15 protein-coding genes are annotated in these 20,038 nt (G+C 67.0%); 7 read left to right on the forward strand and 8 right to left on the reverse strand.

Features of this window, described 5'->3' with window-relative positions:
* The first annotated feature begins 3 nt into the window (after nt 1-3).
* Complete coding sequence (gene gspD / locus BXU08_RS07785; protein WP_171982459.1) at nt 4-2,073, forward strand: type II secretion system secretin GspD; 2,070 nt, start codon at nt 4-6, stop codon at nt 2,071-2,073.
* On the opposite strand, the gene BXU08_RS07790 is transcribed toward gspD, so the two are convergent.
* Genes BXU08_RS07790 through BXU08_RS07800 form a run of 3 tightly spaced genes read right to left on the reverse strand, consistent with a single transcriptional unit; the run spans nt 2,070 to nt 3,492 of the window.
* Nucleotides 2,070-2,489 carry a hypothetical protein gene (locus BXU08_RS07790; RefSeq protein ID WP_077509539.1) on the reverse strand — a complete coding sequence of 140 codons (420 nt, stop codon included), beginning with the start codon at nt 2,487-2,489 and terminating at the stop codon, nt 2,070-2,072. The two genes, gspD and BXU08_RS07790, sit on opposite strands and share 4 nt — an antisense overlap.
* Complete coding sequence (locus BXU08_RS07795; protein ID WP_150125463.1) at nt 2,486-2,944, reverse strand: hypothetical protein; 459 nt, start codon at nt 2,942-2,944, stop codon at nt 2,486-2,488. The genes BXU08_RS07790 and BXU08_RS07795 overlap by 4 nt, the downstream gene beginning before the upstream one ends.
* Nucleotides 2,941-3,492, reverse strand: coding sequence for a hypothetical protein (locus BXU08_RS07800; protein WP_150125464.1), 552 nt, complete (start codon nt 3,490-3,492; stop codon nt 2,941-2,943). Before BXU08_RS07800 ends, BXU08_RS07795 begins: the two co-directional genes overlap by 4 nt.
* A gap of 166 nt (nt 3,493-3,658) precedes the next feature.
* On the opposite strand from BXU08_RS07800, the gene BXU08_RS07810 reads away from it, so the two are divergent.
* Nucleotides 3,659-6,106: a PhoX family phosphatase gene (locus tag BXU08_RS07810; RefSeq protein ID WP_077509543.1), complete on the forward strand. Its 2,448-nt coding sequence runs from the start codon at nt 3,659-3,661 to the stop codon at nt 6,104-6,106.
* Nucleotides 6,107-6,666: 560 nt separating this feature from the next.
* Here BXU08_RS07810 and BXU08_RS07820 read toward each other — a convergent pair.
* The 3 genes from BXU08_RS07820 to BXU08_RS07830 all read right to left on the reverse strand — a co-directional run bounded on the left by BXU08_RS07820 (nt 6,667) and on the right by BXU08_RS07830 (nt 9,878).
* Complete coding sequence (locus tag BXU08_RS07820; protein ID WP_077512151.1) at nt 6,667-7,050, reverse strand: hypothetical protein; 384 nt, start codon at nt 7,048-7,050, stop codon at nt 6,667-6,669.
* A gap of 102 nt (nt 7,051-7,152) precedes the next feature.
* Nucleotides 7,153-8,460 (reverse strand): amidohydrolase family protein, encoded by a 1,308-nt coding sequence (locus BXU08_RS07825; protein WP_376787778.1) that lies wholly within the window; start codon nt 8,458-8,460, stop codon nt 7,153-7,155.
* The gene (locus tag BXU08_RS07830) at nt 8,460-9,878 is read right to left on the reverse strand and encodes an amidohydrolase (RefSeq protein ID WP_253190547.1); all 1,419 of its coding nucleotides are present in this window, start codon (nt 9,876-9,878) and stop codon (nt 8,460-8,462) included. Before BXU08_RS07830 ends, BXU08_RS07825 begins: the two co-directional genes overlap by 1 nt.
* A 334-nt stretch (nt 9,879-10,212) precedes the next feature.
* Between BXU08_RS07830 and BXU08_RS07835 the strand changes: the two genes are divergently transcribed.
* Together BXU08_RS07835 and BXU08_RS07840 are read left to right on the forward strand one after the other, a co-directional pair.
* A complete protein-coding gene (locus tag BXU08_RS07835) occupies nt 10,213-12,804 on the forward strand; it encodes a PAS domain S-box protein (RefSeq protein WP_253190548.1) in 2,592 nt (863 codons plus the stop codon).
* A 1-nt stretch (nt 12,805) separates the two neighbouring features.
* Nucleotides 12,806-13,420: a response regulator transcription factor gene (locus BXU08_RS07840; protein WP_077509548.1), complete on the forward strand. Its 615-nt coding sequence runs from the start codon at nt 12,806-12,808 to the stop codon at nt 13,418-13,420.
* Here BXU08_RS07840 and BXU08_RS07845 read toward each other — a convergent pair.
* Nucleotides 13,417-13,782 carry a hypothetical protein gene (locus BXU08_RS07845; protein WP_077509549.1) on the reverse strand — a complete coding sequence of 122 codons (366 nt, stop codon included), beginning with the start codon at nt 13,780-13,782 and terminating at the stop codon, nt 13,417-13,419. The two genes, BXU08_RS07840 and BXU08_RS07845, sit on opposite strands and share 4 nt — an antisense overlap.
* Before the next feature lie 276 nt (nt 13,783-14,058).
* Here BXU08_RS07845 and BXU08_RS07850 point away from each other — a divergent pair, with 276 nt between their 5' ends.
* A complete protein-coding gene (locus BXU08_RS07850) occupies nt 14,059-15,939 on the forward strand; it encodes a methyl-accepting chemotaxis protein (protein ID WP_077509550.1) in 1,881 nt (626 codons plus the stop codon).
* Nucleotides 15,940-16,282: 343 nt separating this feature from the next.
* Here the strand turns inward: BXU08_RS07850 and flaF are convergent, their stop codons facing one another.
* Nucleotides 16,283-16,642: a flagellar biosynthesis regulator FlaF gene (flaF, locus tag BXU08_RS07855; protein ID WP_077509551.1), complete on the reverse strand. Its 360-nt coding sequence runs from the start codon at nt 16,640-16,642 to the stop codon at nt 16,283-16,285.
* 114 nt (nt 16,643-16,756) lie between these two features.
* On the opposite strand from flaF, the gene BXU08_RS07860 reads away from it, so the two are divergent.
* Both BXU08_RS07860 and BXU08_RS07865 read left to right on the forward strand, forming a co-directional pair.
* Nucleotides 16,757-19,174: an HAD family hydrolase gene (locus BXU08_RS07860; RefSeq protein WP_077509552.1), complete on the forward strand. Its 2,418-nt coding sequence runs from the start codon at nt 16,757-16,759 to the stop codon at nt 19,172-19,174.
* Nucleotides 19,171-19,983: a class I SAM-dependent methyltransferase gene (locus BXU08_RS07865; protein ID WP_077509553.1), complete on the forward strand. Its 813-nt coding sequence runs from the start codon at nt 19,171-19,173 to the stop codon at nt 19,981-19,983. The genes BXU08_RS07860 and BXU08_RS07865 overlap by 4 nt, the downstream gene beginning before the upstream one ends.
* Nucleotides 19,984-20,038 lie beyond the last annotated feature (55 nt).

The raw sequence follows: 20,038 nt of genomic DNA on the forward strand, positions 1-20,038 counted from the left end.
ATAGTGAACCAGATTCGCGCCACCTTCGCTGCTCTCGCGCTCGCCGGCATCGCGCTCGATGCCGTCGCCTTCGCGCAGACCGCCGAGCAGGCCCAGCCGGGCGACATCGTGATCAACATGCGCGGAGTCGAGCTTGCCGACGTCGCTGACCAGATCTCGCGGATCACCGGCCGCACGCTGATCCTCGATCCCGCGGTGAAGGGCGTAGTCACCGTCACTTCGGCGACGCCGCTCTCGCCTTCGGGCGTGTGGGAGCTGTTCCAGTCGGTGCTGCGCGCCAATGGCTTTTCCGCAGTGCGCTCGGGCCGCGCGTGGCGGATCGTCCCGGCCGCCAATGCCGTGCGCGACGGCGGCGTGCCCAGCCGCGCGGCGGGCGGCCAGGAACTCGTCACGCGGATGGTCCGGCTCGCCAACGTGCCTTCAGCGGATGTCGCCCGCGTCGTCCGCCCGCTGGTCGCGACCTTCGGCAGCGTCGAGCCGCTGACCAGCCCCAACGCCGTCGTCATTACCGACTATGCCGACAATGTCCGCCGCGTCGAGGCGATCGCCCGCCAGCTCGACGGGGGCAGCGGCGCCAGCTTCGCGACGATCACGCTGCGCAACGGCAATGCCGCCGATGTCGCCCAGTCGCTCACCACCGTGCTCGGCGATCAGCAGGGCGGCACCGGCGCGCGCGTCGCCGCCGATGCGCGCAGCAACACCGTCATCATCCGCGGTACACCGGCCGCGGTCGCCGAGGCGCGTCGCATCGCCGCATCGCTCGACCAGCCCGGCGGCGCCACGCCGATCACCCGGATGTTCCGCCTCAACTATGCCGACGCCGAGACCGTGACCGAAGTGCTGCGCGGCGTGCTCGGCCAGGGCGAGAGCGCCGACAATCCGGTCGCCCGCAGCCTGTCGGGCTCGGCCAGTAACCCTTTCGCGCGGCTGAGCAATTCGACGCAGGGCATTTCGGCGCTTTCGAACAGCGCCGCTTCCACAGGCGGTGGGCTCGGCAATGCCATGCAGGCGGCGAACGCAGCCACCCAGCCGGTAATGCAGAACCAGCCGGCGCAGACTCCGCAGGGCTTCTCGACGCCCGACATCACCGTCCAGCCCGCGCCCGAACTCAACGCCGTGGTGGTACGCGGCACGCCCACCGCGATCGCGTCGATCGAGGGCCTGATCACCGATCTCGACGTGCGCCGCCCGCAGGTGCTGATCGAGGCCGCGATCGCCGAAATCACCGGCGACGATGCCGAGGCACTCGGCGTCCAGCTCGGCACCAGCGGCGCTGCGCTGACTCAAGTCGAGGGTGCCGGCACGTCGTTCGATCAGGCGGGCGCCTCGCTGGGCGGCATCCTGAAGGCGCTGGGCGTGCCCGCGGGCGCGCTGATCGGCAACGGCTTCACCGGCAACCTCGCGATCGGCGACAATTTCTCGATCCTTGTTCAGGCGCTGGGCACCTCGACGCGCGCGAACCTGCTCTCGACTCCGCAGATCACCGTGCTCGACAATGTCGCGGGCGAGTTCGTGTCTGGGCAGAACGTGCCGTTCGTCACCGGATCGGTGCTGACCGATTCAACCTCGGTCGCGCCCTACACCACGATCGAGCGCAAGGACGTGGGCATCACCCTGCGCGTCCTCCCGCGGATCAATGCCGGCGACACGATCCGGCTGCAGGTCAATCAGGAGGCCTCGTCGATCGCCGCCGCGCAGACCAGCGCCGCGTCGGACCTCGTCACCAATCGCCGCGCGATCAACACCACGGTGCTCGCCGACAACGGCCAGACGATCGTGCTCGGCGGCCTGATCACCGACGATCGCGAGGATACCCGCCAGCAAGTGCCGATCCTCGGCGACATCCCGATCGTCGGCGAACTGTTCAAGAGCCGCCGCGAAACCCGCCAGAAGCGCACCCTGTTCATTTTCCTCAAGCCGACGATCCTGCGCGATCCCGCCGATGCCGCCGCCGCGGCCAAGGACAAATACGCCCGGCTTCGCGCAGAGGAAATCGCCAACACCCGCCGCTCCAGCCTATTGCTCGCCCCGCCGACGCCGCGGCTGACCGTTGAGATCGACGGGATCTATTAGTCCGTAGGCAGCGGCACCCGGACGCGCTGCGCGCCGCGCGTGAAAAAGGCTGCGTCGATCGCTAGGCTCGCGAGCTGCCAACCCTCTACGCTTTCGCCGATCTGGAGCGCGCGCGTGCCATCGGCAGTGCGGACCAGCGCGACGGCATCGGCGCCGAGCCGCCCGACGATCCCGACCAGCGCCGGCGCATCCCCGGGAAGTGCTGCCTCGGCCTCCTCTCCCGCCACGCCGAACAACGGCCGCTCGTACATTGCGGCGAGCGGCGCGAAAGGCGAGGGAGCGGCAAGCGGCATCGCAGGCGGCGCAGCCCGCTCCGTCTTCCCCCCGCTTCCCCGCGGCATCAGCAGCGCCAGCGGCATTAGCACGGCGAAGCCGCCGGCCAGCCCGATCGCGATCCGGTTCGCCCGCACGGTCATGGCACCGCCACCGCTTCGCCGGTAAGCCGGACGCCCCCCGCCACCGGCTCGACCGACCAGCGCCGCAAGCGCATCAGCGGCCGTTCGCGCTCGAACGCGTCGGCGAGCGCCAGCACTGCCTTCTCGGCGCCCGAGGCACGGATCCGCAACGCCGCCAGTCCTTCGGACGCCTCGATGGCGCTGGTCTCCTCGACGAGCACCCCGCCCGCCTTGGCGAGCCGCTGGACGCGCGCCATCATCGCCGCACGCCCCGCCGCGGCCTCGCCGACGCCGAGCGTTAGCTCCTCCGTAAGGATCGGCACGCGCCGCTCGGGCATCGCCGCGGCCTGCGCCAAACGCTCCCGCTCGGCCCGCACCGCGGCCAACTGCCCCAGCGCCTTCCCCGTCGCGGGGGCCAGCAGCGCGACTGCCAGCAGCCCGGCCCCGACGCCAGGAACAAGCCGCGGCACCCTCATTGCGTGGTCCCCGCAAAAGTGACGATCATCCGCGCATCGGCCTGGCGCTGGCCGGTGTTACGCAGCCGGGCGAGCGCAGGCGCCCGGCGCATCGCGGCACGCAGCCGGTCCGGATCGGCCGCGGCGACATCGATCTCGAGAACCCCTTGCGCCGATCGCTGGACCCGCACCAGAGTCGCATCCGTCGGCAGCGCACGCGCCAGCGCTTCCAGCGTCGCGCCCAGCGGCATCCGGCGCAGCACTGCGTCGATTTGCCCCCGCGCTTCATCGGCGGTACGCGCCGCCTCGATCCGCGGCGACGCGTCCCCTGCGAGATCGGCGGCCGCCGCGCGCTGCTGCGCCGCGAGCAGCTTCGCTCCCGCGATCGTAGTCAACGGCCCCGCCGCGATCAGCACCGCAACCAGCGCCGCCACGCTACCCTCGGGCCATTTCGCTACACCCTCCGGCACGGCGGCAACCGCCGGCCGGCGCTTCGCGAACGCGACCAGCCGGTGCGCCAGGCTCGGCGCCGGCGCGGTCGGTTCGGGATCTGGGCTGCCGAGTTGCATGACGCCTGCCGATTAGCCGCTGCGGCGCCCAAGGGCAAAGCGTCACAATCGCGTCCGCGAAGAGTCATCGTCCCGCAACCCCAATGGCATCACGCCGTAAAGCGCCCCTCGCAAAGGGCAGTGCGACCCGGGTCGCCAAGGACCCGGATGATCCTGGGGGATTTCCATGAACGATCTGACGCCCACGGCCTTCGGCTATACCGACGGCGATGTCGACACCAACCACAGCAGCACCGTCACGCTCAACGAACTGGCCGCACAGCGCCTGTCGCGCCGCCAGACGCTGCGCGGCGGATCGGCGATCGTCGCCGCGACGCTGGGCGGCTCGCTCCTCGCCGCCTGCGATTCGAACGCCGTCGAGACCGATCCCGCCCCAACCGTGAGCGCCGGCGCCGCAGGCACCACCAGCTCCGGCCGCGTCGTGACGCTGACCGGCACCGCCAGCTCGAGCGGCGCGGTTGCATGGACGCAGACCGGCGGCACCGCAGTCGCGCTCAATGGCCCGACCGGCAACACCGTGACCTTCCTCGCACCCAGCGTCACCAGCGCGACCGTGCTCACCTTCCAGTTCGCGGCGTCGGACGGCAAGACCGCGGCAAGCGCCACCACCACCGTGACGGTGAACCCCGCCCAGCTCGGCTTCACTGCCGTCGCCAAGAACAAGCTCGACGTGGTCAGCGTCCCCGCAGGCTATAGCGTGCAGGTGGTCAACCGCCTCGGCGATCCGATCGCTGCCGGCGTCGCGGCCTACAAGAACGACGGCACCGACACCAATTTCGCCCAGCGCATCGGCGATCATGGCGATGCCCTGTGCTGGTTCGGCCTCAGCGCCGCCGGCGCCCGCGACGATCTCGGCTCGACGCGCGGCCTGCTCGTCCAGAACCACGAGAACATCACTCAGAAATATCTTCACGCCGCCGGCGCCTCGGGCAGCCCGCGTCCGGAAGCCGAGGCGATCAAGGAGATCGAGTGCCACGGGGTGAGCGTCACCGAGCTGAACGAAGGCGCCAACCGCGCCTGGACCGTGGTGCAGGCAAGCAGCTTCAACCGCCGCATCACTCCGAACACCCCGATGGTGTTCAACGGCCCGGTCCGGGGCACCGACTATCTCAAGACGGTCTACTCGCCTGCCGGCACCGCCGGCCGCGGCACGATCAACAATTGCGCCAACGGCGTCACCCCCTGGGCGACCAACCTGACCTGCGAAGAGAATTGGGCCGGCTATTTCCGCCGCAGCGGCGACGTCGCCCGCACGCCCAAGGAAACCACCGCGCTCAGCCGTTACGGCGTCTCGGCAACCGCGGGCGGCAGCTATGGCTGGGCCACCGTGGTTGCCGCCGATGGTGCCGACACGCGCTTCCGCCGCTGGGATGCGCGCGCGACGGGCGCCTCGGCAACCGACGATTTCCGCAACGAACCCAACCAGTTCGGCTGGGTAGTCGAGATCGATCCGTACAGCCCTTCCGCGGCGCCGCGGAAGCGCACGGCGCTCGGCCGCCTCGGCCATGAGGGCGCCTGGCCCGGCCTGCTCGTCGCCGGCCGCAAGCCCGCCTGGTACATGGGTGACGATTCGCAGCGCGAATATATGTACAAGTTCGTCTCGGCGACGCCTTGGGTCGCTGCCGACGCCAACGCCACCGATCGCCTCGCGATGGGCGACAAGTATCTCGACAACGGCACGCTCTACGTCGCCAAGTTCAACGCCGATGGCAGCGGCAGCTGGATCCCGCTGGTGTTCGGCCAGAACGGCATCACAGCGGCGAACCCGACCTACGCCTTCGCCGATCAGGCCGATGTGCTGGTCCATCCTCGCCTCGCCGCCGACGTCGTCGGCGCGACGCCGATGGACCGGCCGGAATGGACTGCAGTCAATCCGGTGACCGGCGAAGTCTATCTGACGCTGACCAACAACAGCAGCCGCTCGATCACCACCACCGACGCCGCCAATCCGCGCCACTATAACGATCCCAAGGGCGCCGCGGCGCAGACCGGCAATCCCAACGGCCACGTCATCCGCCTGCGTGAGACCGGCAACACCACCGAAGCGACTGCCTTCACTTGGGACATCTATCTGTTCGGTGCCGGCGTCGATCTCGACGCGGCGAACATCAACCTCTCCGGCCTCACCGCGGACAACGACTTCTCGAGCCCCGACGGCCTGTGGTTCGGCCGGTCGAGCAACGCCTCGGGCCAGGGCAAGCCGCTGTTGTGGCTGCAGACCGACGACGGCGCCTATACCGACGTCACCAACTGCATGATGCTGGCGGCAATGCCGGGATCGGTGGGCGACGGCGGCGCGCGCACGATCACCAACACTGCGGTCGGCGGTGCGACGGCCACCCAGGCCACCCGCGTTGGCGCCACGGCAACCGCCGCGACGCTCAAGCGCTTCCTCGTCGGCCCGGTCGATTGCGAGATCACCGGCGTCGACACCACGCCGGACGGCCGCACGCTGTTCGTCGGGATCCAGCACCCAGGTGACGGCGGCACCGTCGCCGCGCCGGGCGGCCACTGGCCCGACAGCCAGGCGACCGGCACGGCGGGCGCCAGCGTCCGTCCGCGCTCGGCCGTCGCCGTGATCACCAAGAATGACGGCGGCGTCGTCGCCCTCTGAACCTTCCCGCCCGACTTGGGGGAGGTCTCGCAAGGGGCCTCCCCTTTTCTTTGCGCAGTCGGCAGCCCAAGGTCTAATCCAATTGGGTCGGATGCAGCTGGCCCCCGAGGCGCGCCTGGCTGCGGCGTGACAACGGCTTGAGTGTAGGATTTCGCCTGCTGAAATCGACGCTTGGGCACTTGGCCCTCGCTCTTTGACGACGTCGGTCCCGGCCAGAACGCAAACGCGCGTTGGGCTCAGTCTTTGCAATTTTCCGCGTGGCTCCGCTGCCGCTGGAACGTGCGCGATAGTGTGACCCTAGTGTGACCTTTGGTTTCGCAATGCCCCCGCTGCGCAGCTCTCGCCTCGACCAGCCAGCGCTTCCAATCAGGTGCAGACTGGCGAAGGGGCTCAGCTTCCGGCTTGCTATTGTCATGAAGGTGCTCAGCCTGACGACCATTCCTTCCTTCGTTACCCCGGCTTTGAGCCAGGGGCCCGCTGCCTTCAACGATCAGGAAGAAGAAGTGGGAATCCCGACTCAAAGCCGGCGTGACTGAAAAAAAGCGTGTCGGGCTTCCAAACTACCGGTCGGTGCGGCTCACGATATTCGCCGTGCCGTCGGGCGTGATGCTGATCATGTGCGCCACGCCGCCCGGGCAATTGGCCCGCCACAGCGGCTTGCCGTCCTGATCGGGCAGCCGCACCGACGAGTTGACCGACTGGCAGTCGATCCCTGCGTCCATCAGCGCGCGGATAAAGACCACGTTGCGCTGACGGTCGGACATGGCGAGCACTGCCTCCAGCGCATTGCCCGCCGCAGCATCGTTGCCGGTCGCATTCGCCTCCGCACCGGCATTGCCGGGCTCGGCGACGGCGCTGTTCGCCGTCTCGTTCCGCTCCGCGGCGGGTCCGCACCCGGCAAGCGCCAGCGCTGCGATCGTCGGCAAGAACATGACCATCTTCATCCGCATCTCTCCAGGCTGCCGGGCGCCGCGGGGCGCACCGGATTCATGTCGCTGCACTGGCAATGCCGAACCGGTCGTGAAGGTTCCGCAACGAAATGTCGCTCAGTGCTGATAAGCCTTGGGCAGCGGCCCCTCCTTGGGATCCCAGTAGCGGTCGCGCAGCCGGGTCTGGCGGCTGGTCATCGGCTGCTCGACGCCGTCGATGAACACGCTGACCGCCGAGCTGCCGATCTCGAGCGGATCGCCGTCCCAGATCACCACGTCGCCATGCCGGCCGGGCTTAAGCGAGCCGAATGCGTCGCCCATCCCCAACGCCTCGGCCGGCCGCGAGGTGATCGTCGCGAACGCCTCGCCCCAGCTGAGCCCGCTCGCCCCGGGCATCTTGCCCAGCGCGACGAGGTTGCCGGCGAACTGCTTCTCCCAGCGTGCCTGGCGAGCCTCGTCCTGGTTGATCGTGCCGATGCCGACCAGCACGCCCGCGGCCTTCATCCGGCCGATGTTCGATTGAGTGGCTGCCAATTGCTCGAAGCTCTCGGGCAAGTCGGCGAGCGCCGAGGCGATCACCGGCACGCCTGCCGCGGCGATCTCGCGCGCCACCGTCCAGCCCTCGGCCGCGCCCACCAGCACCATCCGCAGCGTCGGCACCTCGCGCTTGAGCGCCAGCATCGCCAGGATGTCCGAAGCGCGCTCGACATGGACGAGCAGCGGCATCCGCCCCTGCACCACTGGCACCAGCGCCTCGGCATCGGCGCGGGTCAGCAGCGCGTCCTTGCCGCGATCGGCGAAGCTCGCCGGGCTGCGGACATAGTCGCGCACTTCGAACAGCGCGTTCTTGAGCATCGCATAGGCCGCGGCGCGGCTCCCGCCCGCGGCGCGTGCGCCGGCCTCGCCATATTCCATGAACTGGAAAGCGCGCGGTCTGGCGACTGCGCCCATGTCGGCGCCCAGATCGATGATTGCACCCTGCCCGGCGAAGATCGAGCCGTTGCTGTTGTCCGGCGCCACGACGGCGCGGGTGACGCCTTCGAGCCGGTTGATCGCCAGCGGGCTGCTCTTCGGACTGACTGCCGGCGCCACGTCGAGCGCGGCGTTGAACGGCGAGCTTCCCGCGGCGGTATCGTTGGTCCCCGAAACGGCATCGACTTCGACGATGCCCATCCGGGTGAAGCCGGCGAAGATGCCGGGCGTGACCCAGCGCCCGCCGGCATCGACGATGCGCGCGCCCGCCGGCGCGGCAACCCCGGCACCTGAAGCAACGACGCGGCCGTCGCGGATCACCACCGTGCCGCCCTCGGACGGTCCGGTGCCGTCGCCGATCACGAGCTTGGCATTGGTGATGACCACGGTCTGCGCGGCGGCAGGCGAGGCGATGGCGAGCATCGCGCTCGCCGAGAGGAGCAGCGTCCTGATCACTTCACGTCTCCCTCGCCGGGCTGGCCCAGCTCGAAATCGGATACCGGCCGTAGCTTCGGGTTGCTGGCGTCGTAGAGCAACGCGCCGTCGACCCACACCATCTGAGGCCGCGTGTAGACGCTGAACGGATTGCCGTTCCACAGCACGAGGTCCGCCATCTTGCCGGGCTTGAGGCTGCCGGTCTTGTCGGCGATGCCCAGCGCCCTGGCCGGGTTGATCGCCAGCCAGCGCCATGCCGCCGCCTCGGAGATGTCGAAGCCGGCCTTGCGCCCTGCCGAGCGCGCCTTGGCGACTTCCTGGTTGAGCCGCTGGATGCCGTTCTGGTCGTCCGAATGGATCATCGCGCACGCGCCTTCCTTTTCCAGGATAGCGAGGTTCTCGTTGACTGCGTCATAGGCTTCCATCTTGAAGCCGTACCAGTCGGCCCACACTGCGGCGCAGGTGTTGTTGGCCTTGAGGAGGTCGGCGATCTTGTACGCCTCGACGGCGTGATGGAACGCCGTCACCTTGTACCCGAACTCCTTGGCCATATCCATGACCACGGCCATCTCGTCGGCGCGGTAGCAATGGTTCTGGACGAGGATCTCGCCTTCCAGCACGCCGCGAAGCGTGTCCATCGCGATATCGCGGGTCGGCGGTTCGCCGCCCTTGTCCTCATATTTGTCCCAGCGGCGCTTATATTCGACTGCCTTGGCCCAGGTCTGGCGATCGACGGCGATGTTGCCCATCCGCGTCGCCGGCGACCGGCCCTTGCTGCCATAGACGCGCTTGGGGTTTTCGCCGCACGCCATCTTCAGGCCATAGGGCGCGCCGGGGAACTTCATCCCCTGCATCGTGCGGGCATAGACGTTCTTCACCGTCACCGATCGCCCGCCGAACAGGTTTGCCGAGCCCGGCAGGATCTGCAGCGTGGTGACGCCGCCATTGGTCAGTGCGCGCGCGAAACCCGGATCCTGCGGCCAGACGCTATGCTCGGCCCAGACTTCGGCAGTGACCGGCCCGGTCATCTCGTTGCCGTCGGACAGCGCTTCCACGCCGGGCGAAGGATAGTCGCCCAGATGGCTATGGATGTCGATCACGCCGGGGGTGACGTACTTGCCGCGGCCGTCGATCACGGTGACGCCTGCCCCCGCCTCGATCGTCTGGCCGACCTCGACGATCTTGCCGTCGCGGAACAGCACGGATCCGCCGTCGATCCGCCCGCCTTCGCCGTCGAAGACCGTGACGTTGTTCACCAGCGTCGGTGCGCCGGGATAAGTGCGATAGGTCGAGGGGAAGGGATCGTGCGAATAGCCCCTGCCCTTGCCCGGACCCGACGCCGCCGGCTCGGCGGAACTGGTCTGCGCCCTGCTGGCATTCTCCGCGCATCCCGCCAGCGCCAGCGCGGCGCCGAGGATCAAGACCGGTCGAAACAAGCGCGATTCCTTCCCTGTTCGTTGCGCTCGCGGCGCCGCGCCTTGATCGTGGCAAACAGAAAATTTAGCAAGCGCCAGCTTCGCCATTGAAATACCACGGAAAAATTGGAAGGCCACAATTACCGCTCACAGTGGATGTACGGAGCTTTCCACAACGAATTATTCGGTGTTAAGGCAGGGGCGCTGCACTTTACCCTGTACAGGGGCAGGTATTTTGCGAGTGAGTAACCGTTTGGGTGCGCCAGCCGAGAGGCAGCCACCCCCCAAAAGAAACGTCGCGACAGCTCTTGTTGCGCTGGCGGTGTTGTGCAGCCTGGCGTCTTTCGCCGGATGGGTGCTCGACATCCCTGCGCTGCGTGGCTTCGGAATCGACAAATCGCCGATCTGGCCGCTCACTGCGATCGGCTATGCTTTTCTATCGCTCGGCTATCTCGCGTCGATCCGCGACAAGGACGCGATCGCTTCGCTTCTGTGGCTGGTCCCGGTCGCATTGGCGGTCGCCTCGCTCTCACAGAATCTGCTGTCGATCGACCTGGGCATCGACCTTCTATTCTTCGGCAAGCTGGTTTCCGGCTATGAGGCGTCCTTTCCCGGCAGAACCAGCTTCAGCTCGAGCACGATCTTCCTCCTACTCGCGATGGCCGGCTATGGCGCGCGCGTGCGCAAATGGCTGTCGGGCGAAGCCAGCAGCCTGTTCGCTGCGGCCTCGCTGGCGCTCGTTGCCGTCGCCGTCGTCCTGACGATCTTCTCGCTGCCGGGGCGGATCGGGACGCGGCTGTTCTCGGTGTCGCTGCCCGCGGCGATCGCGGCATCGTCGGTGGCGCTGGCCTATCTGGTCATGCATAGCCGGCTGGAATGGGTGCGCTCGCTCACCATGCGCAGCGGCGACTGGCGCACCATCCGCATCCTGCTGCCTGCCGCGGTGATCCTGCCGATCATTCCCGCGGTGCTGGAGCGCATGGCCGCCGAGCACGCCACGCTGCCGCCGATGACGATCCAGGCGCTGGTGACGCTCGCCAACATCCTGATTGCCGTGCTGATCGCCGCCTGGGCCGTGATCCGGGTCGCCCGCGGCCAGGCGACGATGGTCGAACTCAGCGAGGCGCTCGACCAGACCACCGTCGTCCTCACCAATCCCGAGGGCGAGATCACTCATTGGTCGTGCGGGTGCGAGCAGCTCTATGGCTGGAGCGCACAAGAAGCGCTTGGGCAGAATAAATACATGCTGCTCCGATCGCAATGCCAGCTCGCGCAGGGCGCCCGCGGCGTGCGCAGCGAGAACGGGCTGGAACTGATAGAGCTCACCCGCGACGGCCGGGAGCTTTCGGTGCTGGAGCAGATCGAGCAGGTAAGGAGCCCCGGCCGGCGCCCGGTGCAGGTGCTCAAGGTCACCGACATCACCCAGCGCGTCGCGGCGATCGAGGCACTCAAGGTGAGCGAGGAACGGCTCGCGCTGGCGACCTCTGCGCACGAGCTCGGCGTGTTCGAATGGGACGTGCGGACCGGCAAGCTGGAATGGTCGCCGGGAACCGAGCAGCGGCTCGGCCTGACGTCGGGCACGATCACCGACTTCGAAGCCTGGCGCGCGCAAGTCGAGCCCGAGGACGTCCAGCACATCCTCGATACGATCGCGCGCACCGTCCGCGACCGCGCCGACAAGTTCAGCTTCCGCTATCGCTTCCTCCAGCCGCAGGGCGGCGTTCGCGCCGTCGAAGGGTCGTCGCGCGCCTTTTACGACGCCGACGGCAATCTGATGCGCACCGTGGGCGTCATCCTCGACGTTACCGAGCGCGAGGAGCGCGAAGCGGCCTTGCGGCGGCGCGAGGCGCAGCTCCGCTCGGTGCTCGAGACGGTCCCCGACGCGATGGTGGTGATCGACCAGAACAGCGTGATCCTCCAGTTCAGCGCCGCCGCCGAGGCGTTGTGGGGCTATCGCGCCGCCGACGTTCTCGGCCGTTCGGCGACGATGCTGGTGCCCGCGGAACGACGGGCGGCGCATCTCTCAACGATGAACCACTTCCTCAAGACCGGCACCGGCATCATCGGCGAAGTGCTGACCAGCACCGCCGAGGCCGCGGACGGCCGCAAATTCCCGATCGAGATCCGCACGGGCGTGGCGCGCAGCGACGGCCAGATCCTGCTGACCATTTTCGTGCGCAACCTCTCCGAGAAGCTTGCCACCGAGGAGCGGCTGAGCGAGCTGAGCGCAGAGATCGCCCATGTCTCGCGCCAGAGCGCGATGAGCGAGCTCGCCGCCGACTTGGCGCACGAGCTCAACCAACCGCTCAGCGCCACGTCCAACTTCCTCGCCGCGGCGAGGATGCTGATCGAACGCGGCGAAGGCACCGATCGAATCCTCGATCTGCTCCGGATGGGATCGGAACAGACGCAGCGCGCCGGCGAAATCATCCGCCGGATGCGTGCCTTTATGGCACGCGGCGAAGTCGAGATGCGCACCGAGTCAGTCGACAGGACGGTGCGTGACGCGGTTGATCTCGTGCTCGTCGGCACCGGACAGTTCCACATCCGGGTGAGCTACGACCTTGATCCGGAAGCGCCCTTTATTTTCGCCGACCGGATTCAAGTACAGCAAGTACTCGTTAACCTTCTCCGCAACTCCATGGAAGCTTTGCGGACTTCGGGAACCCAGGACCGACACATCACTATATCTTCGCATCCTTTGAATGATCAGATGATCGAAATGGCGGTGAGCGATTCTGGACCCGGAATTCCCGTTCATGTGTTGGACCAACTATTCACCCGATTTACCTCCACAAAAGGTAACGGAGGCGGAATGGGTATTGGTCTTTCGATCAGCAAGCGTATCATCGAGGCCCATGGTGGGACATTGAGTGCTGTAAACCGGCCCGAGGGAGGAGCGAGCTTCCGCTTCACCCTACCCGCCGTAGAGGAGGGTGTAGAATAGGATGAGCAGGACGATCTACATTGTGGACGATGATGACGCCGTCCGTGCGTCGCTCCATAGCTTGCTGTCGGTACGTCAGGATCTGATCGTCCGCGGCTTCCGCTCGGGCGATGCCTTCCTCCAGGACGTGAAAGAACTCGATCCCGGCGTGCTGCTGCTCGATTTCCACATGCCCGGCGCCACCGGCCTCGACGTGCTGATCGCGCTGGACGACAGTCCGCGCTTCGTGCCGATCGTGCTCACCGGCCAGGGCAATGTCGGGCTCGCGGTGCAGGCGATGAAGGCCGGCGCACTCGACTTCGTCGAAAAGCCCTATGAAGCCGATACGCTGCTCCAGCTGATCGACAATGCCTTTTCCCGGCTGGAGGAGGATAATGAGGCCGCCAATCGCGTCGGCGCGGCCGAGGCGAAGATCGCCAAGCTCAGCCCGCGCGAGACCGATGTCCTCAAGGGGCTGATCGAAGGCCGTTCGAACAAGATCATCGCCTATGAGCTCGACATCAGCCCGCGCACGGTGGAAATCTATCGCGCGAACCTGATGGAGAAGCTGGAGGTGCGCAGTCTGTCCGAAGCGCTCAGGATCGCGTTCGCAGCCGGATTGTTCCCGAAGAACTAGGCCAGTTCTGCCGCGCTCCGCCACTCGGCGAGCAAGCGTGTGAGCCCGACTGCGGCATCGCCGCGGGCAAGGTGGATCAGCCGCGGATCGCCGCCGCCTGGCGCGGCGGCGGGCGCGAGAACGATGACCATGCGCCATTGCGGATCGCGGAGCAGTGCAGCGGTTCCGCCCGGGTGGCCATCTACGGCCTCCTGGTCGGTGACCAGCACCGCCGCCGCGCCGCGCGCCGATGCCGGGCGCTTTTCGTCGAAATATTGCGCGGTGCAAGTATCGGCACCGCCCATCGCCAGGCGCGCGACCAGCGTGCTGCGGATGGCAGCCTCCCGCAGGATCAGCACGAGAAGCGGATCGATCCCGGGCACATGCCCCTCCGACCAGGCCCCGCGAACAGTTCGCGGGCAACAGAGGCTAGGCCGGTGCGCAGCGCCGAAGCAGTTAGGTCTTGTACCTAGTGGATATTCCGGAATTGGCCCTCGGGGCCACGGCTCAAATTCACCCGAAAATCCGCCGCTACGTAAAAGTCCGGAGGCCTCGCTCAACGGGCCAAGACCAATCCGTATCGCAGCATTTACTATAAGATACTGAATCCATTAGCACGGCAGCGATCCTGTCGTGCCTGACCCGAAAAGGTATCTGTCATGGCGGACCTCCTCGCCCGCATCAAAATTCCCGTAAAGATCATGGGCCTGTTGCTGATGCTCGGCGTGATCACCCTCAGCGTGGCGTTCTACGGCTCGCGCGCCCTCGTCGGCGCCGATGCAGCGTACGAACAGCTGGTCGACAAGAGGCTTCCGATCACCACCAAGCTTGCCCGGGCAAATCGCTTCGTCACCCAGATGCTGTACGCGAGCTACCGTGTGATGGCGTATCCGGGTGGATCGGCCAGCGGGCGCGTAGCCGCCGAGCAGGAGCGCCAGTCCTACGACAACGCGGTTAAGGTGCTCGAGGAGATCGCGCAGATCGATCCTGAGATGAAAGCCGAGGTCGATTCCTATCGCAGCAAGGTCGATTCGATCCACAAGCGCGCCCAGGAGGCGATCAGCCATGGCATGCGCGACGAGAACGATGCGGCGCGCGCGATCCTCGCCGAAGTCGATTCTACCCTCGAGCTCTTGTCGCAGGAACTCGCCAAGGCAAACAACGAGGACGTTGCCAGCGCCCAGGCGCTGTCGAACGAGCTCACCGCTTCAGCCAGCAGCACATCGACCACGATGCTGGTCGTCAGCGTCGTCGCGATCGCGATCGCGATCGGCGTCGGCCTGCTCGTCTCGCGGCTCGGCATCACCGTGCCGCTGGTCAACCTCCAGACGCGGATGCAGAAGCTCGCCGAGGGTGACAACGCCGCCGACGTACCCGGCACCGATCGGGGTGACGAAGTCGGCGCGATGGCCAGGACCGTCCTGGTGTTCCGCGAGGCCGCGGTTCAGAAGGAACAGGCCGATGCGGCCAAGAAGATCGCCGATGCCGAGCAGCAGCGCGTGGTCGCTACGCTCGAATCGAACCTGAGCAAGCTGGCGCAGGGCGACCTGACCAGCGAAATCAACGAAGCCTTCTCGCCCACCTATGAATCGGTGAAGGTCAACTTCAACGGCGCGGTCGCCGAACTGCGCAGCCTGATCGGCACCGTGATGGAGAGCGCATCGACGATCCGCACCGGCTCGGGCGAAATCGCCCAGGCCTCCGAGGATCTGGCGCGCCGTACCGAAGCCAATGCCGCAAGCCTCGAAGAGACCTCGGCAGCGGTTACGCAGATGGACGGCCGCCTCAAGGCGACGGCGGCTTCGGCTGGCCGCACCGTCGAGCGTGCCGACGGCGCCATCGCCACGGTCTCCGGTGGTCGTGCGATCGCCGACGACGCAGTGCAGGCAATGAGCCGCGTCGCCGACGGCGCCAAGGGCATCGACAGCGTCATCGAGGGTCTCGACAAGATCGCGTTCCAGACGCGGGTTCTCGCGATGAACGCCGCGGTCGAAGCCGGCCGCGCCGGTGAAGCAGGCCGCGGCTTCGCGGTCGTCGCCGATCTCGTCTCGGCACTCGCCATGCGCTCGGAAGAGGAAGCAGCCCGCGCCCGCGACCAGCTGACAGCCACCCAGACGGACATCGTCGCGGCCGTGGAAATGGTCCAGAAGGTCGACAGCGCACTGGCCGACATCTCGGGCGACGTGGGCGAAGTCCACAGCCTGCTCGGCCAGATGGCGAGCGACAATCAGGCCCAGTCGACTGCGATCACCGAGATCAGCATCGCGATCGGGACGATGGACCAGTCCACTCAGCAGAACGCCGCGATGGTCGAGCAAACCTCCGCCGCCGCGCGCAACCTGACCAGCGAAGTCGCTGCGCTGAGCGAGCAGGCCTCGCGGTTCAGCGTCGGCAACGGCGCGCGTGTCATGACGACGCGTCCGACCGCTCCGGCCACGCCCGTCAAGGCGCCGGCCAAGGCCCATGGCTATGTCTCGCCGGTCAAGGCGCTGCCGGTCGCCGCGATGGCAAGCGGCGGGGATGACTGGGCTTCCTTCTAAGCCTCTCGTCGCACGAAAAAATGGGGCGTCGCGGCATCACCGCGGCGCCCCTTTTCGTTTCCGAACCTTCCGTTGAGCGGTGAAGGATCCAGGTATCGATTACGATATGCCGGACCCGGCCTTCCGTAATGGCCCGACGAGGCACGACAGCCTGACCGAGCGGGCTGATGGTACTAGTCATCCCGAACGCTAGGTAGCAGCCGACCGGCAAGGCCGGGCAATCTCCGTCCCACGCTGGAGGCGATCTGCCGATAGCCCGATTACCAAGCCTGGCCGCGGGGCACGAAAAAAGGGCGCCGCGGTCAGACCGCGGCGCCCTTTTCGATATTGGGAGGAAGAACGTTCAGGCGGCCAGACGCTGGCCGCGCAGGCCTTCCATGATCGTGCGGTTGATGGCGATCAGTTCGCCGATCGGCTCGCGCCCGGCGACGACGTCGCTGGTGAAGCGCTCGACCCACAGGCCGATCGAGATGATCTGCGCGCGCAATTCCTTGGGCAGGCCGTTGCCGGTCGCACCGCAATCGGTGGTGAAGGCCGACCACATCTGGCGGTTGCGATGGAGCGACGGCATCAGCATCGCACCCTTCATTCCGGCGGTTTCGGCATCCATCATCTCGCCGGTGATCTCGCTTATCAGCCGGAATTCGGCCGAGCGCGGCGTTTCCGCCCGGCTTCGGGCGGTCTGGTAGGCAGTGACAGTCATGCGGGCTCCTTTGCAGACCCCTCATTCTAGGAAGATTTTGCCGGGTTGGTCCGCGGCCTTCCTATAAGAAATTGTGCGTCACTCGATGCGGACGCATTTCCAGGGAAAACTGCATTGACCGACACAATACTTCCGCACGCGCTTGCTGGCGCGCTCAATGGCCGCGATGGCATCAAGCTGCTTTCGCTCGACTGTTTCGATACCTTGCTCTGGCGCGACACGCATGCGCCCAAGGACCTGTTCGGCGCGCTGCCCGAAACTACGGTGACGCAGCGCCAATGGGCCGAAGAACGCGCGCGCCTCGCCGCCGAGCTGCGCGAGAAGCGCGGCGAAGTCAGCATCGAGGAAATCTATCGCGAACTGCTGCCCAATGGCTGCGCGGTCTCGCGCGCCGGCGGCGTCCGGAACGAGATCGACGCCGAGGCGGCGCATTGCTTCGCCTTCCGCCCGACCGTCGAGCTGATGCGCGACGCCAAGCGCCGCGGGATGGAAATCATCATCGTCTCCGACACCTATCTCAACCCCGACCAGTTGCGCGGCCTGATCGCCGCCGCTGCGGGTGAGGACGTCGCCGGACTGATCGACCGCGTCTTCTGCTCGGCCACCTATGGCAAGGCGAAGAGCGAGGGGCTTTATGAGTTCATCCTCAAGGAACTCTCGGTCCAGCCGCACGAGATCCTTCACATCGGCGACAACAAGCGGGCCGATGTCGGCGGTGTCGCGCCGTTCGGCGTCCACACGCTCCACCTCAAGCAATTCACCGAAAGCACCGAGCAGCGCCTGCGCCTCGAAGCCGCGGTCGGCACGATGCTTCATCCGGCGGCGGACGAGATCGCCCATAGCCACCAGCCACATCGCGCTGCGCTCTCGTTCGAAGAGCCGGTCATCGCCGACAGCGCCGAGGCATTCGGCTTCACGTCACTGGGTCCTGTCCTTCACGGCTACGACCGCTGGCTCGCGCAGGAGTCCGAGGCGCTCCAGGCCCAGCATGGCGGCAAGGTCCACCACGTCTTCCTGATGCGCGACGGCTACCTGCCCCAGCTGATGTACCAGGCGCGCAGCGGCCAGGCCGGTCACGCGCTGGAGATCAGCCGCTTCACCGCCACTGCCTCGACTTTCGTCGATGAGGAAGCGGTCCGCCGCTATCTCGAACTCGAAGTCGAAGGCGATCCCGCGGTGGTCGCCAAGCAGATGCTGCTGCCCAAGGACGAGATCGCGGCTGTTCTCGCCAAGCTGCCGCGCGCCGACGCCGAAACGCGTGGCCGTGCCTTCGCCACCGCGATGACCACCCCGTCACGGATGCGCCGCATCGTCAAGGCGTCGACTGCCTTTGCCGAGCGCCTGGTCGCGCATGTCCGCCGCACGGTCGATCCGCAGCCGGGCGACACGCTGATGCTGGTCGACCTGGGCTATAACGGCTCGGTCCAGAACGAGATCGAAGCGCTGCTCGTTCGCAGCTTCGGCGTCCGTGTCGCCGGCCGCTACTTGCTGCTCCGCGAGCAGTTCCGCGCCGGCTACGACAAGAAGGGCTTTATCGGCCACGATCACTATGACGGCTATACGCTGGAGGCGCTCTGCACCAACGTCGCCGTGCTCGAGCAGCTGTGCACCGCCGCGCAGGGCTCGGTGGTCGACTATGCCGCCGATGGCGCGTCGATCCGCAAGGGCAACAGCATCAAGTCGCGCCAGTCGGCGATCCGCGAGCGGATCCAGGCCGGCGCCATCCGCTTCGCCCGTACCCAGGCCGATGTGACGATCCGCAATGCCTCGGCCAACGACGCCGCGATGTGGCGCCGCGGCGCCGCCGCAGTGATGGGCCGGCTGATGTACATGCCGGTTGCGGCGGAACTCGCCGTGCTCGGCCAGTTCGAGCACGACGTGAACCTCGGCGTCGACAACACCGTCGCACTGTTCGACAGCGAAGTCGCGCGGAAGGGCCTGCGCCAGCGCGGCCTGTTCTACATGAAGGGCGCCGACCGCATGTACTTGCCCGCCGAGCTGCAGGGCGAGGGCCTTGCGCTCAAGCTCAGCCTGCTCGCGCACAAGCGCTTCGGGCTGGCGCTCAAGTACGCCGACTTCATCGACCAGACGATCTCGCTGCCGCTGATCGTGGCGGACGGCCGTGAGGTCTCGACCGGTAACGTCACTGCGACGCCGACGCATGACGGCTATTACATCGCACCGATCCCGGTGGGCGATTGCCGCTTCTCGGTCGGCATCCAGTTCGGCCAGCTGTTCGACTATGTCCAGGTCGAGAGCGCGACTTTCATGCCGGTCGATCGCTTCCTGAGCGACAAGGGGCTGCAGGGTGACCGCGAGATCGAGGCCACGCCTTCGCTCGAAGGCATGGAGCAGGCCGCTCCCAACCTCTTCAAGTGCGCCGACGAATTCGCCTTCATGATGGTCCCCCCGCCGCCGAAGCAGGGCGACCGCCAGATGATGCTCGCCGTCGTCTTCCGCCCGATCGCCAAGCGCGAGGCCAAGCCGGCCGCGCCGCACAACGCCCTCCTCGCCACCGGAGCTTCCGCATGAGCCTGTTGATCCATTCGATGTCCGAATTCTCCGACATCATCCTCGGCTGCATGCACGCCGCCGGCGCGTCCAACCTTGTCGAGGTCGGCGCCGAGTTCGGCGGCATGTCGCAGCAGCTCGCCGCCTATGCACAGGTCAAGCAGGGTCATTTGACCAGCATCGACCCCGCCCCGCAGGCCGAATTCATCACCTGGGCACAGAATTGCCCGACGGTGACGCACGTCGCCCAGCCGAGCCTCGAAGCAATGCCCGCGCTCGCCGATGTCGACGCCTGGGTGATCGACGGCGACCATAATTACTACACGGTGTCGAACGAGCTGCGCATCGCCAACGAACTGGCGCTGCGCGACGGCCGCCCGCTGCTCGCCTTCCTGCACGATGTGAGCTGGCCCACCGGCCGCCGCGACATGTATTACGCGCCCGAGCGGATCCCGGCCGAATGGCGCCACCCGCACAGCTTCGAAGGCGGTGCGTTCATCGGCCAGTCCGAACTGCGTCCGCATCGCGGCTTCCGCGGCATGGGCAATTTCGCCTTCGCCACGCATGAGGGCGGCCCGCGCAACGGCGTGCTCACGGCAGTCGAGGACTTCCTCGCCGCAAACCGCAGCGACGAACGGCCGCTGGCCTTCGCACATGTCCCCGCGGTGTTCGGCCTCGGCGTGGTGTTCGATTCCTCGGCGCCCTGGGCGGCCGATGTCGCGCAGATCGTCCACCCCTATCACGACAATCCGCTGATGGCGTCGCTCGAGCTCAACCGCCTGCGCAACTATCTGACGGTGATCGACTGGCAGGATCGCCAGGCCGCCTGAACAATTCGGGCCGCGGCACACCGCGGCCCGCCAAAATCTTCCTATAATTCTGGAA

It is taken from the genome of Sphingomonas sp. LM7 (assembly GCF_002002925.1).
Taxonomy (GTDB): domain Bacteria; phylum Pseudomonadota; class Alphaproteobacteria; order Sphingomonadales; family Sphingomonadaceae; genus Sphingomonas.